General features: G+C 63.7%; 13 protein-coding genes. 3 read left to right on the top strand and 10 right to left on the bottom strand.

What is annotated here, in order from left to right:
• Positions 1 to 85: 85 nt before the first annotated feature.
• From NS365_RS07120 to NS365_RS07110, 3 genes are read right to left on the bottom strand one after another with little or no spacing between them, the layout of a single operon-like run.
• The gene (locus NS365_RS07120; RefSeq protein WP_058599588.1) at positions 86 to 1,753 is read right to left on the bottom strand and encodes an MlaD family protein; all 1,668 of its coding nucleotides are present in this window, start codon (positions 1,751 to 1,753) and stop codon (positions 86 to 88) included.
• Positions 1,743 to 2,582: an ABC transporter ATP-binding protein gene (locus NS365_RS07115; protein WP_058599587.1), complete on the bottom strand. Its 840-nt coding sequence runs from the start codon at positions 2,580 to 2,582 to the stop codon at positions 1,743 to 1,745. The genes NS365_RS07120 and NS365_RS07115 overlap by 11 nt, the downstream gene beginning before the upstream one ends.
• Positions 2,563 to 3,747, bottom strand: coding sequence for an ABC transporter permease (locus NS365_RS07110; RefSeq protein ID WP_058599586.1), 1,185 nt, complete (start codon positions 3,745 to 3,747; stop codon positions 2,563 to 2,565). The genes NS365_RS07115 and NS365_RS07110 overlap by 20 nt, the downstream gene beginning before the upstream one ends.
• Positions 3,748 to 3,873: 126 nt before the next feature.
• On the opposite strand from NS365_RS07110, the gene dgcA reads away from it, so the two are divergent.
• Complete coding sequence (gene dgcA, locus NS365_RS07105; protein ID WP_058599585.1) at positions 3,874 to 4,860, top strand: N-acetyl-D-Glu racemase DgcA; 987 nt, start codon at positions 3,874 to 3,876, stop codon at positions 4,858 to 4,860.
• On the opposite strand, the gene NS365_RS07100 is transcribed toward dgcA, so the two are convergent.
• Positions 4,812 to 6,065 (bottom strand): MFS transporter, encoded by a 1,254-nt coding sequence (locus tag NS365_RS07100; protein WP_193753407.1) that lies wholly within the window; start codon positions 6,063 to 6,065, stop codon positions 4,812 to 4,814. The two genes, dgcA and NS365_RS07100, sit on opposite strands and share 49 nt — an antisense overlap.
• 88 nt (positions 6,066 to 6,153) lie before the next feature.
• Complete coding sequence (locus NS365_RS07095; protein WP_058599583.1) at positions 6,154 to 6,987, bottom strand: UDP-2,3-diacylglucosamine diphosphatase; 834 nt, start codon at positions 6,985 to 6,987, stop codon at positions 6,154 to 6,156.
• Between the two features lie 203 nt (positions 6,988 to 7,190).
• On the opposite strand from NS365_RS07095, the gene NS365_RS07090 reads away from it, so the two are divergent.
• Positions 7,191 to 9,506: an NADP-dependent malic enzyme gene (locus NS365_RS07090; RefSeq protein WP_058599582.1), complete on the top strand. Its 2,316-nt coding sequence runs from the start codon at positions 7,191 to 7,193 to the stop codon at positions 9,504 to 9,506.
• Positions 9,507 to 9,539: 33 nt separating this feature from the next.
• Here NS365_RS07090 and gltX read toward each other — a convergent pair whose 3' ends face one another.
• The gene (gene gltX / locus NS365_RS07085; protein WP_058599581.1) at positions 9,540 to 10,913 is read right to left on the bottom strand and encodes a glutamate--tRNA ligase; all 1,374 of its coding nucleotides are present in this window, start codon (positions 10,911 to 10,913) and stop codon (positions 9,540 to 9,542) included.
• Between the two features lie 51 nt (positions 10,914 to 10,964).
• Positions 10,965 to 11,279, bottom strand: coding sequence for a hypothetical protein (locus tag NS365_RS07080; protein ID WP_153003686.1), 315 nt, complete (start codon positions 11,277 to 11,279; stop codon positions 10,965 to 10,967).
• 240 nt (positions 11,280 to 11,519) lie between these two features.
• On the opposite strand from NS365_RS07080, the gene NS365_RS07075 reads away from it, so the two are divergent.
• Positions 11,520 to 12,203, top strand: coding sequence for a DedA family protein (locus NS365_RS07075; RefSeq protein ID WP_058599579.1), 684 nt, complete (start codon positions 11,520 to 11,522; stop codon positions 12,201 to 12,203).
• An 87-nt stretch (positions 12,204 to 12,290) separates the two neighbouring features.
• Here the strand turns inward: NS365_RS07075 and NS365_RS07070 are convergent, their stop codons facing one another.
• The 3 genes from NS365_RS07070 to gor all read right to left on the bottom strand — a co-directional run bounded on the left by NS365_RS07070 (position 12,291) and on the right by gor (position 15,865).
• The gene (locus tag NS365_RS07070) at positions 12,291 to 13,673 is read right to left on the bottom strand and encodes a class II 3-deoxy-7-phosphoheptulonate synthase (protein WP_058599578.1); all 1,383 of its coding nucleotides are present in this window, start codon (positions 13,671 to 13,673) and stop codon (positions 12,291 to 12,293) included.
• Between the two features lie 157 nt (positions 13,674 to 13,830).
• Entirely contained in the window at positions 13,831 to 14,478 is a 648-nt protein-coding gene (locus NS365_RS07065; RefSeq protein ID WP_058599577.1) for a gamma-glutamylcyclotransferase family protein, read from the bottom strand.
• Positions 14,471 to 15,865 (bottom strand): glutathione-disulfide reductase, encoded by a 1,395-nt coding sequence (gene gor / locus NS365_RS07060; protein WP_058599576.1) that lies wholly within the window; start codon positions 15,863 to 15,865, stop codon positions 14,471 to 14,473. Before gor ends, NS365_RS07065 begins: the two co-directional genes overlap by 8 nt.
• Between the last annotated feature and the right edge of the window lie 27 nt (positions 15,866 to 15,892).

The raw sequence follows: 15,892 nt of genomic DNA, 5'->3' as shown, positions 1-15,892 counted from the left end.
TCCTCGATACATGGAGAGAGGGGCGGCGGAGCCGCATGGAATAGGAGCCGTCGACTGCAAGATGCAGTCGACGACGCTTGAGACATCAGCGGCGAGTGCGCCCATCGAACTGTCGGATGTCACCGGCACCATCACCGCCGAACAGGATACGGCTCGGATTGGCGGACAAGTTGGTGATCGCCTGCTCGATCCGCGACACGGCGCGCGTCGTCTCGCGAACGAGATTGCGCACTTCCTGGAGGCCCTGGCCCGTGAAGCTGTCGAGGTTGGACGAGATCGGGCCGACCGCCGCCTGGATGGTCTGCGCCGTCTGGCGAATGGTGCGCAGGGTATCGCGCGCCTCGGCCGTCAAGCCCTGCCCGTCCGGGCTGTTGACGAGATTGTTGACCGAGTTGATCACGGTCTGAACCTGCGCCGACGCCACCTTCAGATTGGCGCTCGTGTCACGGGCATTGCCGATGATGGCGTTGATGTCTTCGCGGCGGTTCCCGATATCGTCCGCCACGGCGCGGACAGAGTCGGCCGCGCTGGCGATGTTCGTCGTAGCCGACGAGACATTGTTGACGGCGCGCGAAATGTCGTCGGCGCGGATCCCGGCGAGGAGGTTATCGACGCGTGCCCGTGTCCCGTTCACGCCGGTGAGAGCGTTGTTCAGCGTTGCGAGCACCGTATCGGTGGCAGCCACCACCGTTCCGATCCGGCTCGACTGTCCATTCAGCGCGGCGGCGAAGCCGGAAACATTGTCCACCACGGAGCGAACTTCGTCGGCATTGACAGCGGCGGTGAGTCGATTCACGTCGCCCAACGTCGTGTCCAGCTTCGTCGCGACGCGGTCCGCCGTTGCGCTGATCGGATCGAGCCGTCCGAGGAAGGCGTTCAGGCTCGGTGTGTTCTGGCGGATGACCTCGCCGACAGAGCCGAGGCTTCGCGCCGTCTCGCCGATGGAATCGAGGGCTGTGACGAAATTGTCCGTCTGTCCGCGAACGCTCTGCGTGATGGCGGCAATGTTCTGGATGGAGTCGTTCACCGCCCCGACATTGAGCGCTGAGACGAAATTGCCGACGCTGTCGATCAGGGGCGGCAGACGCTCGGCGACATTGTTGGCGCTCGTGGACAATCGAGCCAAGCTGCCCAGAAAGTCATCGATCTGGTTGGCATTGGCAGCCAGACTATCGGTGAAGGTGCGAACATTGGTGGAGGTCTGCGCGACATTCTCGGCCGTTGTGCGCACCGACGGACCAACGGCCTGAACGATCGACTCGAACTCGCCGAGAATATTGTTGGCGCGATCAGCAATGTCTCGTGCCGTGGCCAGAATGTCCGTCACGTCGGACGGATTGGCGCGGATAACGGGCGTCGTGCCCTGCTCGATCGCGGACTGGAGAATGTTGCGATCGTTAACATTGCCGCCCGTCAGGCCGATGAAGCCGATGCCGGTCAGGCCCTGGAAACCGATGGTCGCGGTTGTCGATGTGGTGATCGGGGTCGTGCGATCGACCTGCGTCGTGGCGATCACGACGCGCGGATTGTTGGGGTCGATCTTGAGGCCCTGCACCGAGCCGACGTTCAAGCCGTTGAAGAGAACCTGGCTGCCTTGGCTGAGGCCGGAGACAGAGCCTTCGATGCGGATGAGCAGCGTCGTGCGCTGGTCCTTGTCCGACACATTGGCCGACCAGTAAACAAAGCCGAAGCTCAGGGCGAGAACGACGACCGTGAAAATGCCGACAAGGACGTAATTCGCTCTATTTTCCATCACTGTCCTTCACCGCGTAGTGCGGATTTTCGTCTTTCGGCACCACAGTCCGGGCGCGCTTGCCGTGGAAATAGGATCGAACCCAAGGGTCGTCGTTCTCGAGCATGGTCTGGAGCGGCCCTTCGACGAGGACCTTCTTCTGCCCGAGCACCGCGATTCGATCGCACGCCATAAATAGACTGTCGAGGTCGTGCGTCACCATGTAAACGGTGAGGCCGAGCGTATCGCGCAGCGTCATGATCAATTCGTCGAAATCGGCTGCGCCGATCGGATCAAGGCCCGATGTCGGCTCGTCCAGAAAGACAATGTCGGGATCGAGCGCGAGCGCTCGCGCGAGAGCGGCGCGCTTGATCATGCCGCCCGACAATTCGGACGGGTATTTTTCCGCCGCATCGGGCGCAAGGCCGACAAGATCGATCTTGAGCCGGGCGAGCTCTTCCATCAGTTGCGGTGAGATATCGAGATATTCCCGCATGGGAACCTGGATGTTCTCCAGCACCGTCAAGGACGAGAACAGAGCGCCTTGCTGAAACAGAACACCCCAGCGCTGCTCGACGGTGAGCCGCTCGGCGTCGCTCGCCCGGTCGTAATCGACGCCGAAGACTTCGATCTTTCCGCCCTGCTTGGGGTTGAGACCGAGGATCGTGCGCAGCAGCACGGATTTGCCCGTGCCGGACGCGCCGACGAAGCCGAGGATTTCGCCGCGCCGAACATCCAGCGAGAGCCCGTCCAGAATGGTTTTCGAACCGAAGCGAACGGTCACATCCGTGGCACGGATAATCACGTCGTGATCGGTCTTGCGATGTTTGTCAGTATCCGATGGCGGCATAGAAAATCGCGAAAACAGCATCCATCAGGATGACAAGGAAGATGGATTTGACCACCGATGCGGTGACGTGGCGGCCGAGGCTTTCGGCGCTGCCGCCGACCTTCATGCCCTCCATGGACGCCATGATGCCGATGACGATGGCCATGAACGGAGCCTTGATGAGGCCGGCGAACACGGTGCCGACATCGATGGCGCCGCGCAAGCGCATGAGGAAGGCGTCCGGCGTGATGCCGGAATACACCCAGGTGACGACGATGGCGCCCAGAAGTCCGGCCAGATCGGCGATAAAGGCCAGAAGCGGAAGAACGATCACCAGCGCGACGAGGCGCGGGAAGATCAGAACGCCAATCGGATTGAGCCCGATGACATGCAGCGCGTCCACCTCCTCGCGCATCTTCATCGAACCGATTTCGGCCGTGATCGCGCTGCCCGAGCGGCCCGCGATCATGATGGCGGTCAGGAGAACGCCGATCTCGCGCAGCTGGAGAATGCCGACGAGATCGACGACGAAGATTTCCGCGCCGAAATTGCGAAGCTGAAACGCGCCTTGCTGCGCGATAACCGCGCCGATCAGGAAGCTCATGAGGGCGATGATCGGCACCGCGCGAACGCCCATGCGATCCATCTGATTGACGATCGCGGCGGGCCGGATCTGCGTCTGGCCCGTCATGCGCCGACCCGCGCCGTAGAGCGCGGCGCCGACGATGTTGAGGCCGCTCGTCACTTCGCGCCCCATGGCGAAGACGCCTTCGCCGATCTTGGCGAAGACGTCCGTCAGGCTGGTGCGCTTGGGCGCCTGCGGTGGTGTGCGCTTGACGTCCAAAGCCTTTCGAACGGCTTCGAACAGCGTCTTGTCCTTGTCCGCGCCGCGAAACTCGACCTTGCGGCCCTTCTCGCCCATCTGACGGGCCAGACGCTCGATCAGGAACGCGCCCGATGTATCCATGCGGCCGATACCGCTGCAATCCACGACGAGAGACTTGCCGAGATCGGCCTTGCTGGTCTCGGTGATCTTCTCCTCGACGGAGCCGATCGTGCGGGACAGCCAGTCGCCGGCCAGCTTGAGCACGATGCCCTTCTGGCTCTTTTCGGCTTCGATGGAAGGGGGAGAGGCCTCGGCTTCCCCGCGGCCGCGTCCCTCGTCGGACTTGGGTTTGTTGAGCATTCCGAGAGTTACAGCCTCTGTTGGCGATGGACAGCCCGATACGCGGCTCTTCCACATCCTGCATTGCACACGTAGCGTCCGCCTGTGACGCCGAATAGTGATGTTAAGATCGGTTAAGGGATAAAAATGACGAGTCGTCTTTCGGTCACAGTGGACGTTTTTTCGCTGGCCAAACAATTTACGATCGCGCGCGGGGCCAAGACCGAAGCCGTGGTCGTTACCTGCTCGATCGCGAAAGGCGATGCGATCGGCCGGGGCGAGTGCGTTCCCTATGCGCGCTATGGCGAAACCGTGGACGGCGTCGTCGAGGCCATCGAGTCCTTGCGCACCCCCCTCGAAGACGGGCTGACTCGGGAGGAGTTGGCGAAGATCATGCCGCCTGGCGCGGCGCGCAACGCCGTGGACTGCGCGCTTTGGGACCTCGAGGCCAAGACATCCGGCACGTCCGCGTCCACACTGGCCGGGCTGCCCGGTCTAAATCCGGTCGACACCGCCTACACGATCTCGCTCGGATCTCCGGACGAGATGGCGGCGGCAACCCGCGCCGTGGCCCATCGCAGCGTGCTGAAGGTCAAGGTCGGGCGGGGCGCGGAGGATGCGGACCGGATGCGCGCAGTGCGCGACGCCGCGCCTGGCGCGCGCCTGATCATCGATGCGAACGAGGGCTGGACCGGCGACAATTTCAAAACCCATCTGCTCGTCGCGGCGTCGATCGGCGCTTTCGTCGTGGAGCAGCCGCTTCCCGCGGGGCAGGACGACATCCTGGCTCGAACCCCGCATCCCGTCCCGATCTGCGCCGATGAATCCGTGCATGGAAGCGGCGACCTTCACACGCTGATCGGCCGCTACGATTACGTGAACCTCAAGCTCGACAAGACCGGGGGCTTGACGGAGGGCTTGATCTTCCTGGAGGAAGCGAGGCGCCTCGGGTTCGGGGTCATGGTCGGCTGCATGGTCGGCTCGTCGCTCGCCATGGCGCCGGCGCTCCTTCTGGCGCAAGGGGCGGAACTGGTCGATCTCGACGGCCCCTTGCTGCTGCGCGAAGACCGGCCGAATGGGTTGCGCTATGACGGCTCGCGGGTCTTCCCGCCCTCACCCGCGCTTTGGGGCTGAGGCGACAAGGCGATAATGACGAAAGCGGCCAGTGCCATGGCCGCCATCGCATAGAAGGCCTCTGCGCCGCCTTGTTGATAAAGAACGCCGCCGCCGAACGTAGCGGCGGCCATGAGCGTCGTCTGGAGCGCGAAGCTCAACCCTTGCGCCGCGCCGAAGCGGTTTTCCGCGACCGACGAGCCGATCAGCATTTGCAGGCAGACATGCGCGGCGGCAAAGGTCATCGCATGGGCGGTCTGGAGAAGTGCGAAGCCGACCAAACCGAGATCATGCGTGAAGAGAGTCCAACGCGCGGCGGCCACCAGCGCGGACGCCAGCAGCACGGCTTTGATGCCGAAGCGACGAAGCGGTTGGGCCGCCAAGCGAAACAGCATGACCTCGGCCACCACGCCGATCGCCCAGAACACACCGATCTCGACCGCGCCATAGCCGAGCTTCGCCCATTGGAGCGACGCAAAACCATTCAGAAGCGCGTGGCTTGCTTGAATCAGCGCGATGCCGATGAGTGTCGGCAGAAGCCTCTTCATATCCGGCGCGGGGCCAAGCCGCCGCAGGCGCTGAATAAGGGATGGCGAGGGCGTCCAAGGCTCCTGCGGTGGCGCGAGTGGCAGAGGCGAGGCTTTGAGAGGCTGCCCCAAGCGCGGCGCGGCCAGCGTCACCAGAGCCGCCGTCAGAAATGCCAGGCAAAGCACGAGAGGAAACCGACCGACGCCGAGCCAGCCGATCAGAACACCCCCAGCGATATTGGCGGCGATAAAGCTGATCGAACCCCAAAGGCGCGAGCGCCCGTAATCCGACCCCAGCCGCCGCACCCCCGACAGCGCGATGGCATCGGTCAGCGGAATGGCCGGGCACCACACCGCCGCCAGAACCAATGTCGCCAGAAGAATAGAACTCCATCCCTCGACCTGGAAGAAGGGCAGCGAGGCTACAAGGCTTGCGAAAGCCGCTGCGATCAGCAGATGGGCTCGATCCCGGGAGCGATCGGCCTGACGCAGAACAGGCGGGCAGACGAGAACGCGCAGCCCGATCTGAAGCGCGAGAATCAAACCGATCTCGTCGCCATCCAACCCCTTGTGCCCAAGCCAGACTGGGAAAAAGGGGAAGAAGATACCGAGCGTTACGAAATTGCCGGCAAAGACGAAGGACATCCGCCGGTCGAACATGCGCCGCGTTGCGGCCGGCACCGAAAGATCAGATGTCATGAACGAGGCTCGCGGCGGTTGGACCATCCGCCTATCAAACCGAGCCCGGCCCGACAAACCCTTCATCCTGGAGATGCGGCCAGCGTCCTTATTCGGCCGCTTCCGGCAAACGCTCGCGCGGCTTCAGGAAGCGCAGGCCGAGCCGAGGATCGCTCGTCTCATCCACGCGCTCGAAGGCTGTCCAATGCACCAGTTCCAGCGTTCCATCATGGCGCTCCACGATGGCCGAGCAGCTTTCCACCCAGTCGCCTGTGTTGACATAGAGCATGTCGCCGAGGGTTTCGATCTTGGGATGGTGAATATGGCCGCAGATCACGCCTTCGCAATCCTGCCGCTTGGCTTCGCCCGACAGCGCCTCCTCGAACGCGCCGATGAAGTTCACGGCGCGCTTCACGCGGCCCTTGGCCCAGGACGAGAAGGACCAGTAGCCGAAGCCAAGGCGTCGGCGCGTCCAGTTCAGCGCGACATTGATGGCGATCGCCATATCATAGGCCCAGTCGCCGAGATGGGCGATGAGCTTGGCATGGCGCACCACCACGTCGAACTCGTCGCCATGCATCACAAGAAGGCGCTGACCATTGGCCGTCGTGTGGACGTCATTCAGCCGGACTTCGATGCCGCCGAAATGTGTTCCCACGAAATCGCGCAGGAAATCGTCGTGATTGCCGGGAATATAGATGATCTCGGTGCCCTTGCGCGCCTTGCGCAGGAGCTTCTGCACCACGTCATTATGCGACTGGGGCCAGTGCCACGTGCGCTTCAGGCGCCATCCATCCACGATGTCGCCGACGAGATAGATTTTCTCGGCATCGACGCAGCGCAGGAAATCGATCAGAAGATCGGCTTGCGCTGCCCTCGACCCCAGATGAATGTCCGACAGGAACAAGGTTCGCACATGGCGGGTCGCATTCCATTGTTCCATCTGCCTGCCCGCCCGTTCGCTCTTCGGCCTCGCGATCGTTAAACTGCCCTAAGCCTGTTGCAGGCGTATGACGCCGCGCCGGCGCGTCGGCCCGTGTCTTGCCGATTGCCCTTCGGGGCGCATCTGGCTTAGAGGCTAAAGGACGTGGACGCGCGTGCTCCCAAATCATCGCGTTCGCCCTGAATTGCAGCGATGGAGAGAGCATGTCGAGCGCCGACGAAACCAAACGGCAGGCAGCCGCCGCAGACCTGAACGAGCAGGCGCTCTTCTACCACCGCCATCCCAAGCCCGGTAAACTGGCGATCCAGGCCACCAAACCCGTCGGCAACCAGCGCGATCTGGCGCTCGCCTATTCGCCGGGCGTTGCCGCGCCGTGCCTCGCGATCGCGGACGACCCCAATCTCGCCGCCGATTACACGAGCCGCGCCAATCTGGTCGCGGTCGTATCCAACGGCACGGCGGTTCTGGGCCTCGGCAATATCGGCCCCCTCGCCTCCAAGCCGGTGATGGAAGGCAAGGCCGTCCTTTTCAAGAAATTCGCCGATATCGACGTGTTCGATATCGAGATCGACGCGCAGGAGATCGACCGGATCGTTGATGTCGTGGCGGCGCTGGAGCCGACCTTCGGCGGTATCAATCTGGAAGACATCAAGGCGCCCGAGTGCTTCGAGGTCGAGGAGCGCCTGCGTGCGCGCATGAGCATCCCCGTTTTCCATGACGATCAGCATGGCACGGCCATTATCGTAGCGGCAGCGGTGCGCAACGCGCTGCTTCTGGGCAACAAGCGCATTGAGGACGTGAAGATCGTCACCTCGGGCGCGGGCGCGGCGGCCATCGCCTGCCTCAACCTTCTGGTTTCGCTCGGCGCCAAGGTCGAGAACATCATCTGCACCGACAAGGACGGTGTCGTCTCCACCGGCCGCGAGGGCCGGATCGATCGCTGGATGGCGGTCTATGCCAAGGAGACAGCGGCCAAGACCCTGGCCGAGGTGATCGAGGGCGCGGACATCTTCCTCGGCCTGTCGGCGGCGGGCGTTCTGAAGCCCGAGCTTCTGGAGAAGATGGCCGACCGGCCGCTGATCATGGCGCTCGCCAATCCGACGCCGGAGATCATGCCCGATCTCGCGCGCGCCGTGCGCCCGGACGCGATCATCTGTACGGGGCGGTCGGACTTCCCCAATCAGGTCAACAACGTCCTCTGCTTCCCCTTCATCTTCCGCGGCGCGCTGGATTGCGGCGCGACCACGATCAACGAGGAGATGAAGATCGCGGCCGTGGACGCGATCGCGGCGCTGGCGCGCGAGGAAGTTTCCGAAGTTGCGGCCAAGGCCTATGGCTCGGAAACGCCGGTCTTCGGCGCGGAATATCTGATCCCCTCGCCCTTCGACCCGCGCCTGATCCTCAAGATCGCCCCCGCCGTCGCGAAGGCCGCCGAGGCCTCCGGCGTCGCCTCGCGCCCGATCGCCGATTGGGACGCCTATATCGACCGGCTGAACCGCTTCGTGTTCCGCTCCGGCCTCGTCATGAAGCCGATCTTCCAGATCGCGCGCAACTCCGGCAAGCGCGTGATTTTCGCCGATGGCGAGGACGAGCGCGTGCTGCGCGCGGCCCAGGTCATGCTGGAAGAGAAAATCTGCCAGCCGATTCTGGTCGGCCGTCCGAGCGTGATTCAGACCCGGTTGGAGCGGTTCGCCCTGCGCATCCGTCAGGGGCAAGATTTCGAGGTGGTGAACCCCGAGGACGATCCGCGCTACCGCGACTATGTCGATCATTATTTCTCGAAGGTCGGCCGGCGCGGCGTCAACCCGGACACGGCGCGCGCGCTGGTGCGCACCAACACGACGGTAATCGCGGCGGTCTCGGTGTCGCGCGGCGACGCCGACATCATGCTCTGCGGCCTCGGCGGGCGCTTCTCGCGACATATCCGGGATATCAAGCAGGTCATCGGCATCGCGCCGGGCGTGAAGCGTCTGTCGGGTCTCAGCCTTCTTCTGTCTCAGTATGGCACGGTGTTCTTTGCCGACACCTATGTGCAGGAAAACCCGAACGCCGAGGAACTGGCCGAGATCGCCTGTCTCGCGGCCAAGGAGGTCAAGCGGTTCGGCATCACGCCGCGCGCCGCGTTCCTCTCGCATTCCAATTTCGGCACAAGCGACTACCCGGACGCGATCAAGCTCCGCGAGGCGCTATCGCTGGTTCATCAGCGCGCACCCGATCTGGAGATCGACGGCGAGATGCATGGCGACGCCGCATTGTCGCAGGCGCTGCGTCAGCGCGTGATGCCGAACTCGACGCTGACGGGAGACGCGAACCTCCTGCTCTTCCCGTCGCTCGACGCGGCCAATATCTCGATGAATGTCGTGAAGGTCATGACCGACGCGCTTCACGTCGGCCCGATCCTGCTCGGTGCGGCGACGCCGGCGCACATCCTGACGCCGTCCGTGACCTCGCGCGGCATCGTGAACATGGCGGCGATCGCGGTCGCCCAGGCCGTGCAGCAGGGAGACGCCAGCCGCTAGCGGCTGGCATCACGAGGCATTTGGCGCCGGCCCTCAGGGCCGGCGCTGCAAGGCGCGCTCGCGGCCGATGAGCGGTAGCAGTTCCGCCAGTTCCGGTCCGTGATCGAGGCCGGTCAGCGCGAGGCGCAGCGGCATGAACAGCCCTTTGCCTTTGCGATCTGTCGCGGCCTTGATGGCGTCGGTCCACGCCTTCCACGTCGAACGGTCGAAAGGCGCGGCGGGGAGAAGATCGAACGCCGTTCGCAGGAAGGCGGTGTCCTCTTCATTGAAAGCCTGGTCCGCTCGCGCGTCGCCATAGACGATCGCAGCCCATTCCTGGGCATCCGGCACCTTGGAAAGATTACCCTTGACGGCACTCCAGAACGGAGCGAGATCGCTGTCGGGAACGCCCCATTCCAGAAGCCGCTCGGCGACGACCTCCACCGGCATGGCGTGAACGAGATCGGCGTTGAGACGCGTCAGCTCCGCCGGATCGAACTTCGAACTCGACGCCGAAACGCCGTCGAAGTCCAAGCGCTCGCCGAGGGCTTCCAGCGAAGGCAGGGCCTCGATCGAGCCTGACAAGCCTGTCAGCACCGCCAGCGACGCCACCGCCATGGGCTCGAAGCCGTCCGCCCGCAGGCTGCTGAGCGACAAAGCGCCGGTGCGCTTGGACAGGCCCTCGCCGTCGATCGTCGTCAGGAGATTGAAATGGCCGAAAGCCGGCGTCCTATAATCCAGCGCCTCGAACAACGCGATCTGAACGCCCGTGTTGGTCACATGGTCGTCACCGCGCAACACATGCGTGATGCCCATTTCACCGTCGTCCACCACGGAGGGTAGCGTGTAGAGATAGGTTCCGTCCTCGCGGATCAGGACCGGGTCGGACAAGGAGGCCAGATCCACCGTCTGCCGCCCGCGCACCACGTCGTCCCAATGAACCTCCGTGCGCTCCGGCTGCATCGGGTCGTCGCGGAAATTGGGAAGGCGGAACCGCCAGTGCGGCCGACGTCCTTCGGCTTCGAACGCCTGTCGCTCGACCTCCGTCAGGGCGAGGGCCTCGCGCCCGTAGATCGGCGGCAGCCCCCGCGCCATGCGCCGCTTGCGCCGACGCTCCAGCTCGTCCGCCGTCTCGAAGCAGGGATAGAGCAGGCCCTTGGCGCGCAGACGCTCGGCCGCCGCATCATAGAGCGCGATGCGATCGGACTGCCGAGCGATCTCGTCGGGCTGAATGCCGATCCAACGGATGTCCTCCAGGATCGCGTCGGCATATTCGCGCTTGGAGCGTTCGGTGTCCGTGTCGTCGTAGCGCAAGACAAAGCGCCCGCCCTCGCGCTGCGCAAACAGCCAGTTGAACAGCGCGGGGCGCAGATTGCCGATATGGAGATAGCCCGTTGGAGAGGGCGCGAAGCGGACGGAGTGGGTCATGCGGCGGGCGATAGCGCATGGCCGCTTGTCCCGCAATGAAAAGGGCGGTTGTCAGGCGCCTGTGCCGATCGGCGGAGTGAACTCGAAGAGATGTGCCATAAGGATCCAAAAGAGCAGCGCGAACCCAACGACCCAAAAAACGACCCCGGTGTAGATCTGGCGTAAGGCATGGCGGCGCTCCGGCTCATACTCAGCGCCGAAACTGCCCATGATCCGGACATGCGCCATCGCGGCCAGGAAGGGCTCCGCCTGACGGCTTTCGCCGCGCAGACGACGTACGGCCAGAATGAAGCGCAGGAAAAACAGCGCACCGACAGAAACAAAAGCGGTTGCGATGTCGGACAGTGGAGGAAATTCGATCGGCACGTCGCGGTCTCTCGAATGGAAGTCATGAAGATGGCACGTTCGCATGGCACAAAAGATAGGCATCGCCGCGAAGAGCTTTTCCCTGATCCAGCTTATCGACAGGTCGAAACTCTAGGGCAACAGACGAACCCCGAATGGGGAACGGAAAGGGCCGAGGCAAACTTAGCCTTTGCAAATTCTCCCTCGCGCCCGACATAGGGTGGGATGACCTCACGGGGTCGCCGAGTCACCGGAGCACGCGTGTACGAAATCCTTGCACTGATCGACCGTTTCGGTCTTGGCATCGTGTTCGTCGGCACGTTCTTCGAAGGCGAAGTCTTTGCCATTATCGGCGGCTTCCTCGCTTATCGCGGAACGCATCCGCTCTGGCTCATGAGCAGCCTCGCCTTCATCGGCTCCTTCTGCGGCGATCTGGCGGTGTTCCTGTTTTCGCGATATTTCTCCAACAGCGAATGGGTCAAGCGCTGGAAGCGCAAGCCGAAATTCACCAAGGCGCTGCGCCTCGTGGATCGCTATCAGGCCTATTTCGTCATCGTGAACCGCTATATTTACGGGCTGCGAATGCCGGGGCTGATCGCGCTCGGCCTATCCTCGATCAGCGTTCCCCGCTTCATGATCCTGAACTTCGTCGGCGCGGCGATCTGGGCCGGCCTGTTCACGACGATCGGCTATGTCTTCGGCTATTCGATCACCTCCGTGTTCCAGCATCTGGAAATGATGGAACACGGCATGATGATCTTCCTCGCCGTCCTCGCCCTCGCGCTGATGCTGTTCTTCGCATGGCAGCAGGGCGGCTCGGTGATCCGGGATCGCCTCTTCTCGCGCCTTCGCAAGGACCGCGACGAAACTGCAGGAACGGAGCCCGTGGAAGCGCAGGTCGGCTCCCGCCCCGTTTCGTCCGATCGCGATGCCCCACGCCGCTGACGGCCTTTAATTCCCTTGTAGCCGACATGAAAAAGGCCGGGTCGATCGACCCGGCCTTTTCGTTCAACCACTCGAGAGACGAGCCGGTCAGAAATTGACGACGGACTTCGGTGCGCGGGTCTCGTGCTCTTTCTTGATCCGCTCCGCCACGAGGAAGGACAGCTCGAGCGCCTGATCGGCGTTGAGACGCGGGTCGCAATGCGTGTGGTAGCGATCCGACAGATCTTCGGCCAGAACCGGACGCGCGCCGCCGCCGGTGCATTCCGTGACATCCTTGCCGGTCATCTCGACATGGATGCCGCCGGCATGGGTGCCTTCCGCACGATGAACCTCGAAGAAGGTCTCGACCTCCTTCAGGATGCGGTCGAAGGGGCGCGTCTTGTAGTCGTTCACGGTGATCGTGTTGCCGTGCATCGGGTCGCAGGACCAAACGACCTTGCGCCCTTCCCGCTCCACGGCGCGGATCAACGCCGGCAGATGATCGCCGACCTTCTCGTGGCCGAAACGCCCGATCAGCGTGAGGCGGCCGGCCTCGTTCTGCGGGTTCAGAATGTCGATCAGGCGCAGGAGATCGTCCGGCGCCAGCGACGGGCCGCACTTCAGGCCGAGCGGATTGCGGATACCACGGCAATATTCGACATGCGCGTTGTCGATCTGGCGCGTGCGGTCGCCGATCCAGATCATGTGGCCCGATGTCGCGTACCACTCGCCGCTGGTCGAATCGACGCGCGTCAGCGCCTGCTCGTAGCCCAGCAGCAGCGCCTCGTGGCTGGTGAAGAAGTCGGTCTCACGCAGCGAGGGATGCGTCTCGGAATCGATGCCGATGGCGCGCATGAAGGCCATGGTCTCGGAAATGCGATCCGCGAGCTCGCCGTATCGCTCCGCCTGCGGCGAGCCGGACACGAAGCCGAGCATCCACTGATGCACATTGTCGAGATTAGCGTACCCGCCCTGCGCGAAGGCGCGCAGCAGGTTCAGCGTCGCCGCCGACTGCCGGTAGGCCATCTCCTGGCGTTCCGGGTTCGGAATGCGCGAGGCTTCCTCGAACTCGATGCCATTGATGATGTCACCCCGGTAGGACGGCAGCGTCACGCCGTTCTTGGTTTCCGAACCCGACGAACGCGGCTTGGCGAACTGGCCGGCGATGCGGCCGACCTTCACCACCGGCGACGAGGCCGCGAAGGTCAGGACGACCGCCATCTGGAGGAAGGCACGGAAGAAATCGCGGATATTGTCCGCGCCATGCTCGGCGAAGCTTTCCGCGCAGTCGCCGCCTTGAAGCAGGAAAGCGCGGCCTTCGGCCACCTCGCCCAAGGCCCGCTTCAGCTTTCGCGCTTCGCCTGCAAAGACAAGCGGGGGAAAGGTGGCAAGGCGCTTCTCGGTTTCCGCCAGGGCATTCGGGTCGGGATAGAGCGGGACCTGCTCGATCGCCTTGCTGCGCCAGCTCGCGGGGTTCCAATCCTTGGCCATGAACCTCTCCTTTCCCGAGCCTTGTCCGGCCGTCTCCCTTCGGGTTCTGTCTTTTCGGGACGGCTTCGCGGGCAGGCCAATCAAGAGGCCATCAACGCTCGGTCGTGGCGTAGTGGCACGAACCGCAGCATTTGTCACGAATGGCTTTACGTGCTTCTCACGAGCACTCGATGAAGCGCGCGCCGCGCTGGGTGACGAGGCGGTCGAACAGCTCCGCCTCGCCGTCGGCCAGCGTCACCGGGCGGGGGTAGAGCGGCGCGGCGCGATCCTTCAGGATGGAGGTCTCGAACCCCTCGGTTTCCGCCATGAAACGCCGCAGCCCGGCCTCTTCGTAAAGCGAGTAGAAGCCCTGCATCACCGCGTCGAGATAGGATTGCAGGATCGCCGCCCCGGTCTGCGAGGCATCCGGCTCCTCCGGCTTGCCCTCGTAGATGAAGAGCGGCACATCCGGGAGGGCGTGGCCTCGAATGGTGATATGGCCTGGCATGACGACGCGGCGGTGATAGGCCGCCTCGCGCTCGTCCACCGATGGCAGATGGTCGGCCAGATCGTAGACGACGACGCCTTGCGTCAGCGCCGCTTCGTCCGGCCGCACCGACAGAAGCGCCATGGACTGCCCCTTGCGCGGCAGCCAGGCCCGCCGCCATCCCAGGACCTCGGCACGGCGAATGCCCAAGAACTTGGTGCGCAGCGTCCGCTTGTTCACGAGCGAGCCATAGCCGAAATAGGCGATGACCCGCCCCTCACGGGCGAGCCGCTCCAGCTGCGGATCGTCCTGATGAATAGGCGGCTCGACATCAGCCATCCACGCGCGCTCCGCCGCGAATGCGATAGGTCGGCTCGTACATGGTGACCAGCTCCTCTGCCGCCGAAGGGTGAAGCGCCATGGTGCGATCGAAATCTTCTTTGCGCAACTTCGCCTTCACGCAGATGCCAAGAAGCTGCCCCATCTCGCCGGCATCGGGTCCCAGAATATGGGCGCCAACCACGACATTCGTCTTGGCGTCCACGACGAGCTTCATCAACATGAACTCCTCGCGGCCCGTCAGCGTGTGGCGCATCGGCTTGAAGCGGGCGCGGAAAATGTCGAGATCGCCGAGATCCTTCGCCGCCTGGGCTTCCGTCAGGCCGACCGTTCCCAGCTCGGGCTGCGAGAACACCGCGGTCGGGATCAGGTCGAAATCCGGCTTGGTCGGCTTGTTCAGGAACACGGTATCGACGAAGCACATGGCCTCATGGATGGCGACCGGCGTCAACTGGATGCGGCCCGTGATGTCGCCGATCGACCAGATATTCTCGGCGCTGGTGCGGGAATAGTCGTCGACCTTGATCGCGCCCTTGGAATCCAGCTCGACGCCGGCCTTCTCGCAGCCGAGGTCGATCGTGTTGGGCTGGCGTCCGACAGCGAGCATCACCTCGTCCGCGTCGAGGCATTCTCCGCCCCTCAGGTGCGCCTGAAAACGGCCGTCCGCCTTCTGATCGACCCGAACGAGCGTGTCCTCGCAGACGATCCGGCAGCCCTTGCGCAGCATGGCCTGATGCAGTTCATGGCGCAGATCGTCATCGAAGCCCTGAAGGATCTCCTTGCCTCGATAGACCAGCGTTACCGCGGTGCCGAGCCCGAGAAAGATATTGGCGAACTCGACCGCGATATAACCACCGCCGAGGATCACGATCGACTCCGGCAGGCGCTGGAGGTGGAAAGCCTCGTTCGAGGTGATGCAGTGCTCCGCGCCCGGCATGTCGGCGAACGGATTGGCGCGTCCGCCGGCCGCGATCAGGATGCGCTCGGCAGTGACGATCTTGTCGGTCGCAAGGAGGCGAATCTGGTTCGGTCCCTCCAGCACGGCGCGGCTCTTGAGAATCTCGGCGCCGGCCTTCTCGAGATTGCGGCGATAGATCTGCTCCAGCCGATCGATTTCGCGATCCTTGGCGGCGATCAGGCTCGGCCAGTCGAACTCCGTTTCCCCGACGGACCAGCCATAGCCAGCCGCGTCCTCGAAGGCTTCGGAATATTGCGAGGCGTAGACGAGCAGCTTCTTGGGAACGCAGCCGCGGATGACGCAGGTTCCGCCGTAGCGATATTCCTCGGCGATGCCAACCTTATGCCCCAGGGCCGCCGTTCGCCGCGCCGCGCGCACGCCACCTGAACCGCCGCCGATCACAAACAGGTCGTAGTCGAATGCCGACATGCCAAGACGCCTCTTCCGTCACGAAAA

This window comes from Aureimonas ureilytica (assembly GCF_001475935.1).
GTDB lineage: Bacteria > Pseudomonadota > Alphaproteobacteria > Rhizobiales > Rhizobiaceae > Aureimonas > Aureimonas ureilytica_A.
This window is presented reverse-complemented; position numbering and strand designations above follow the sequence as displayed.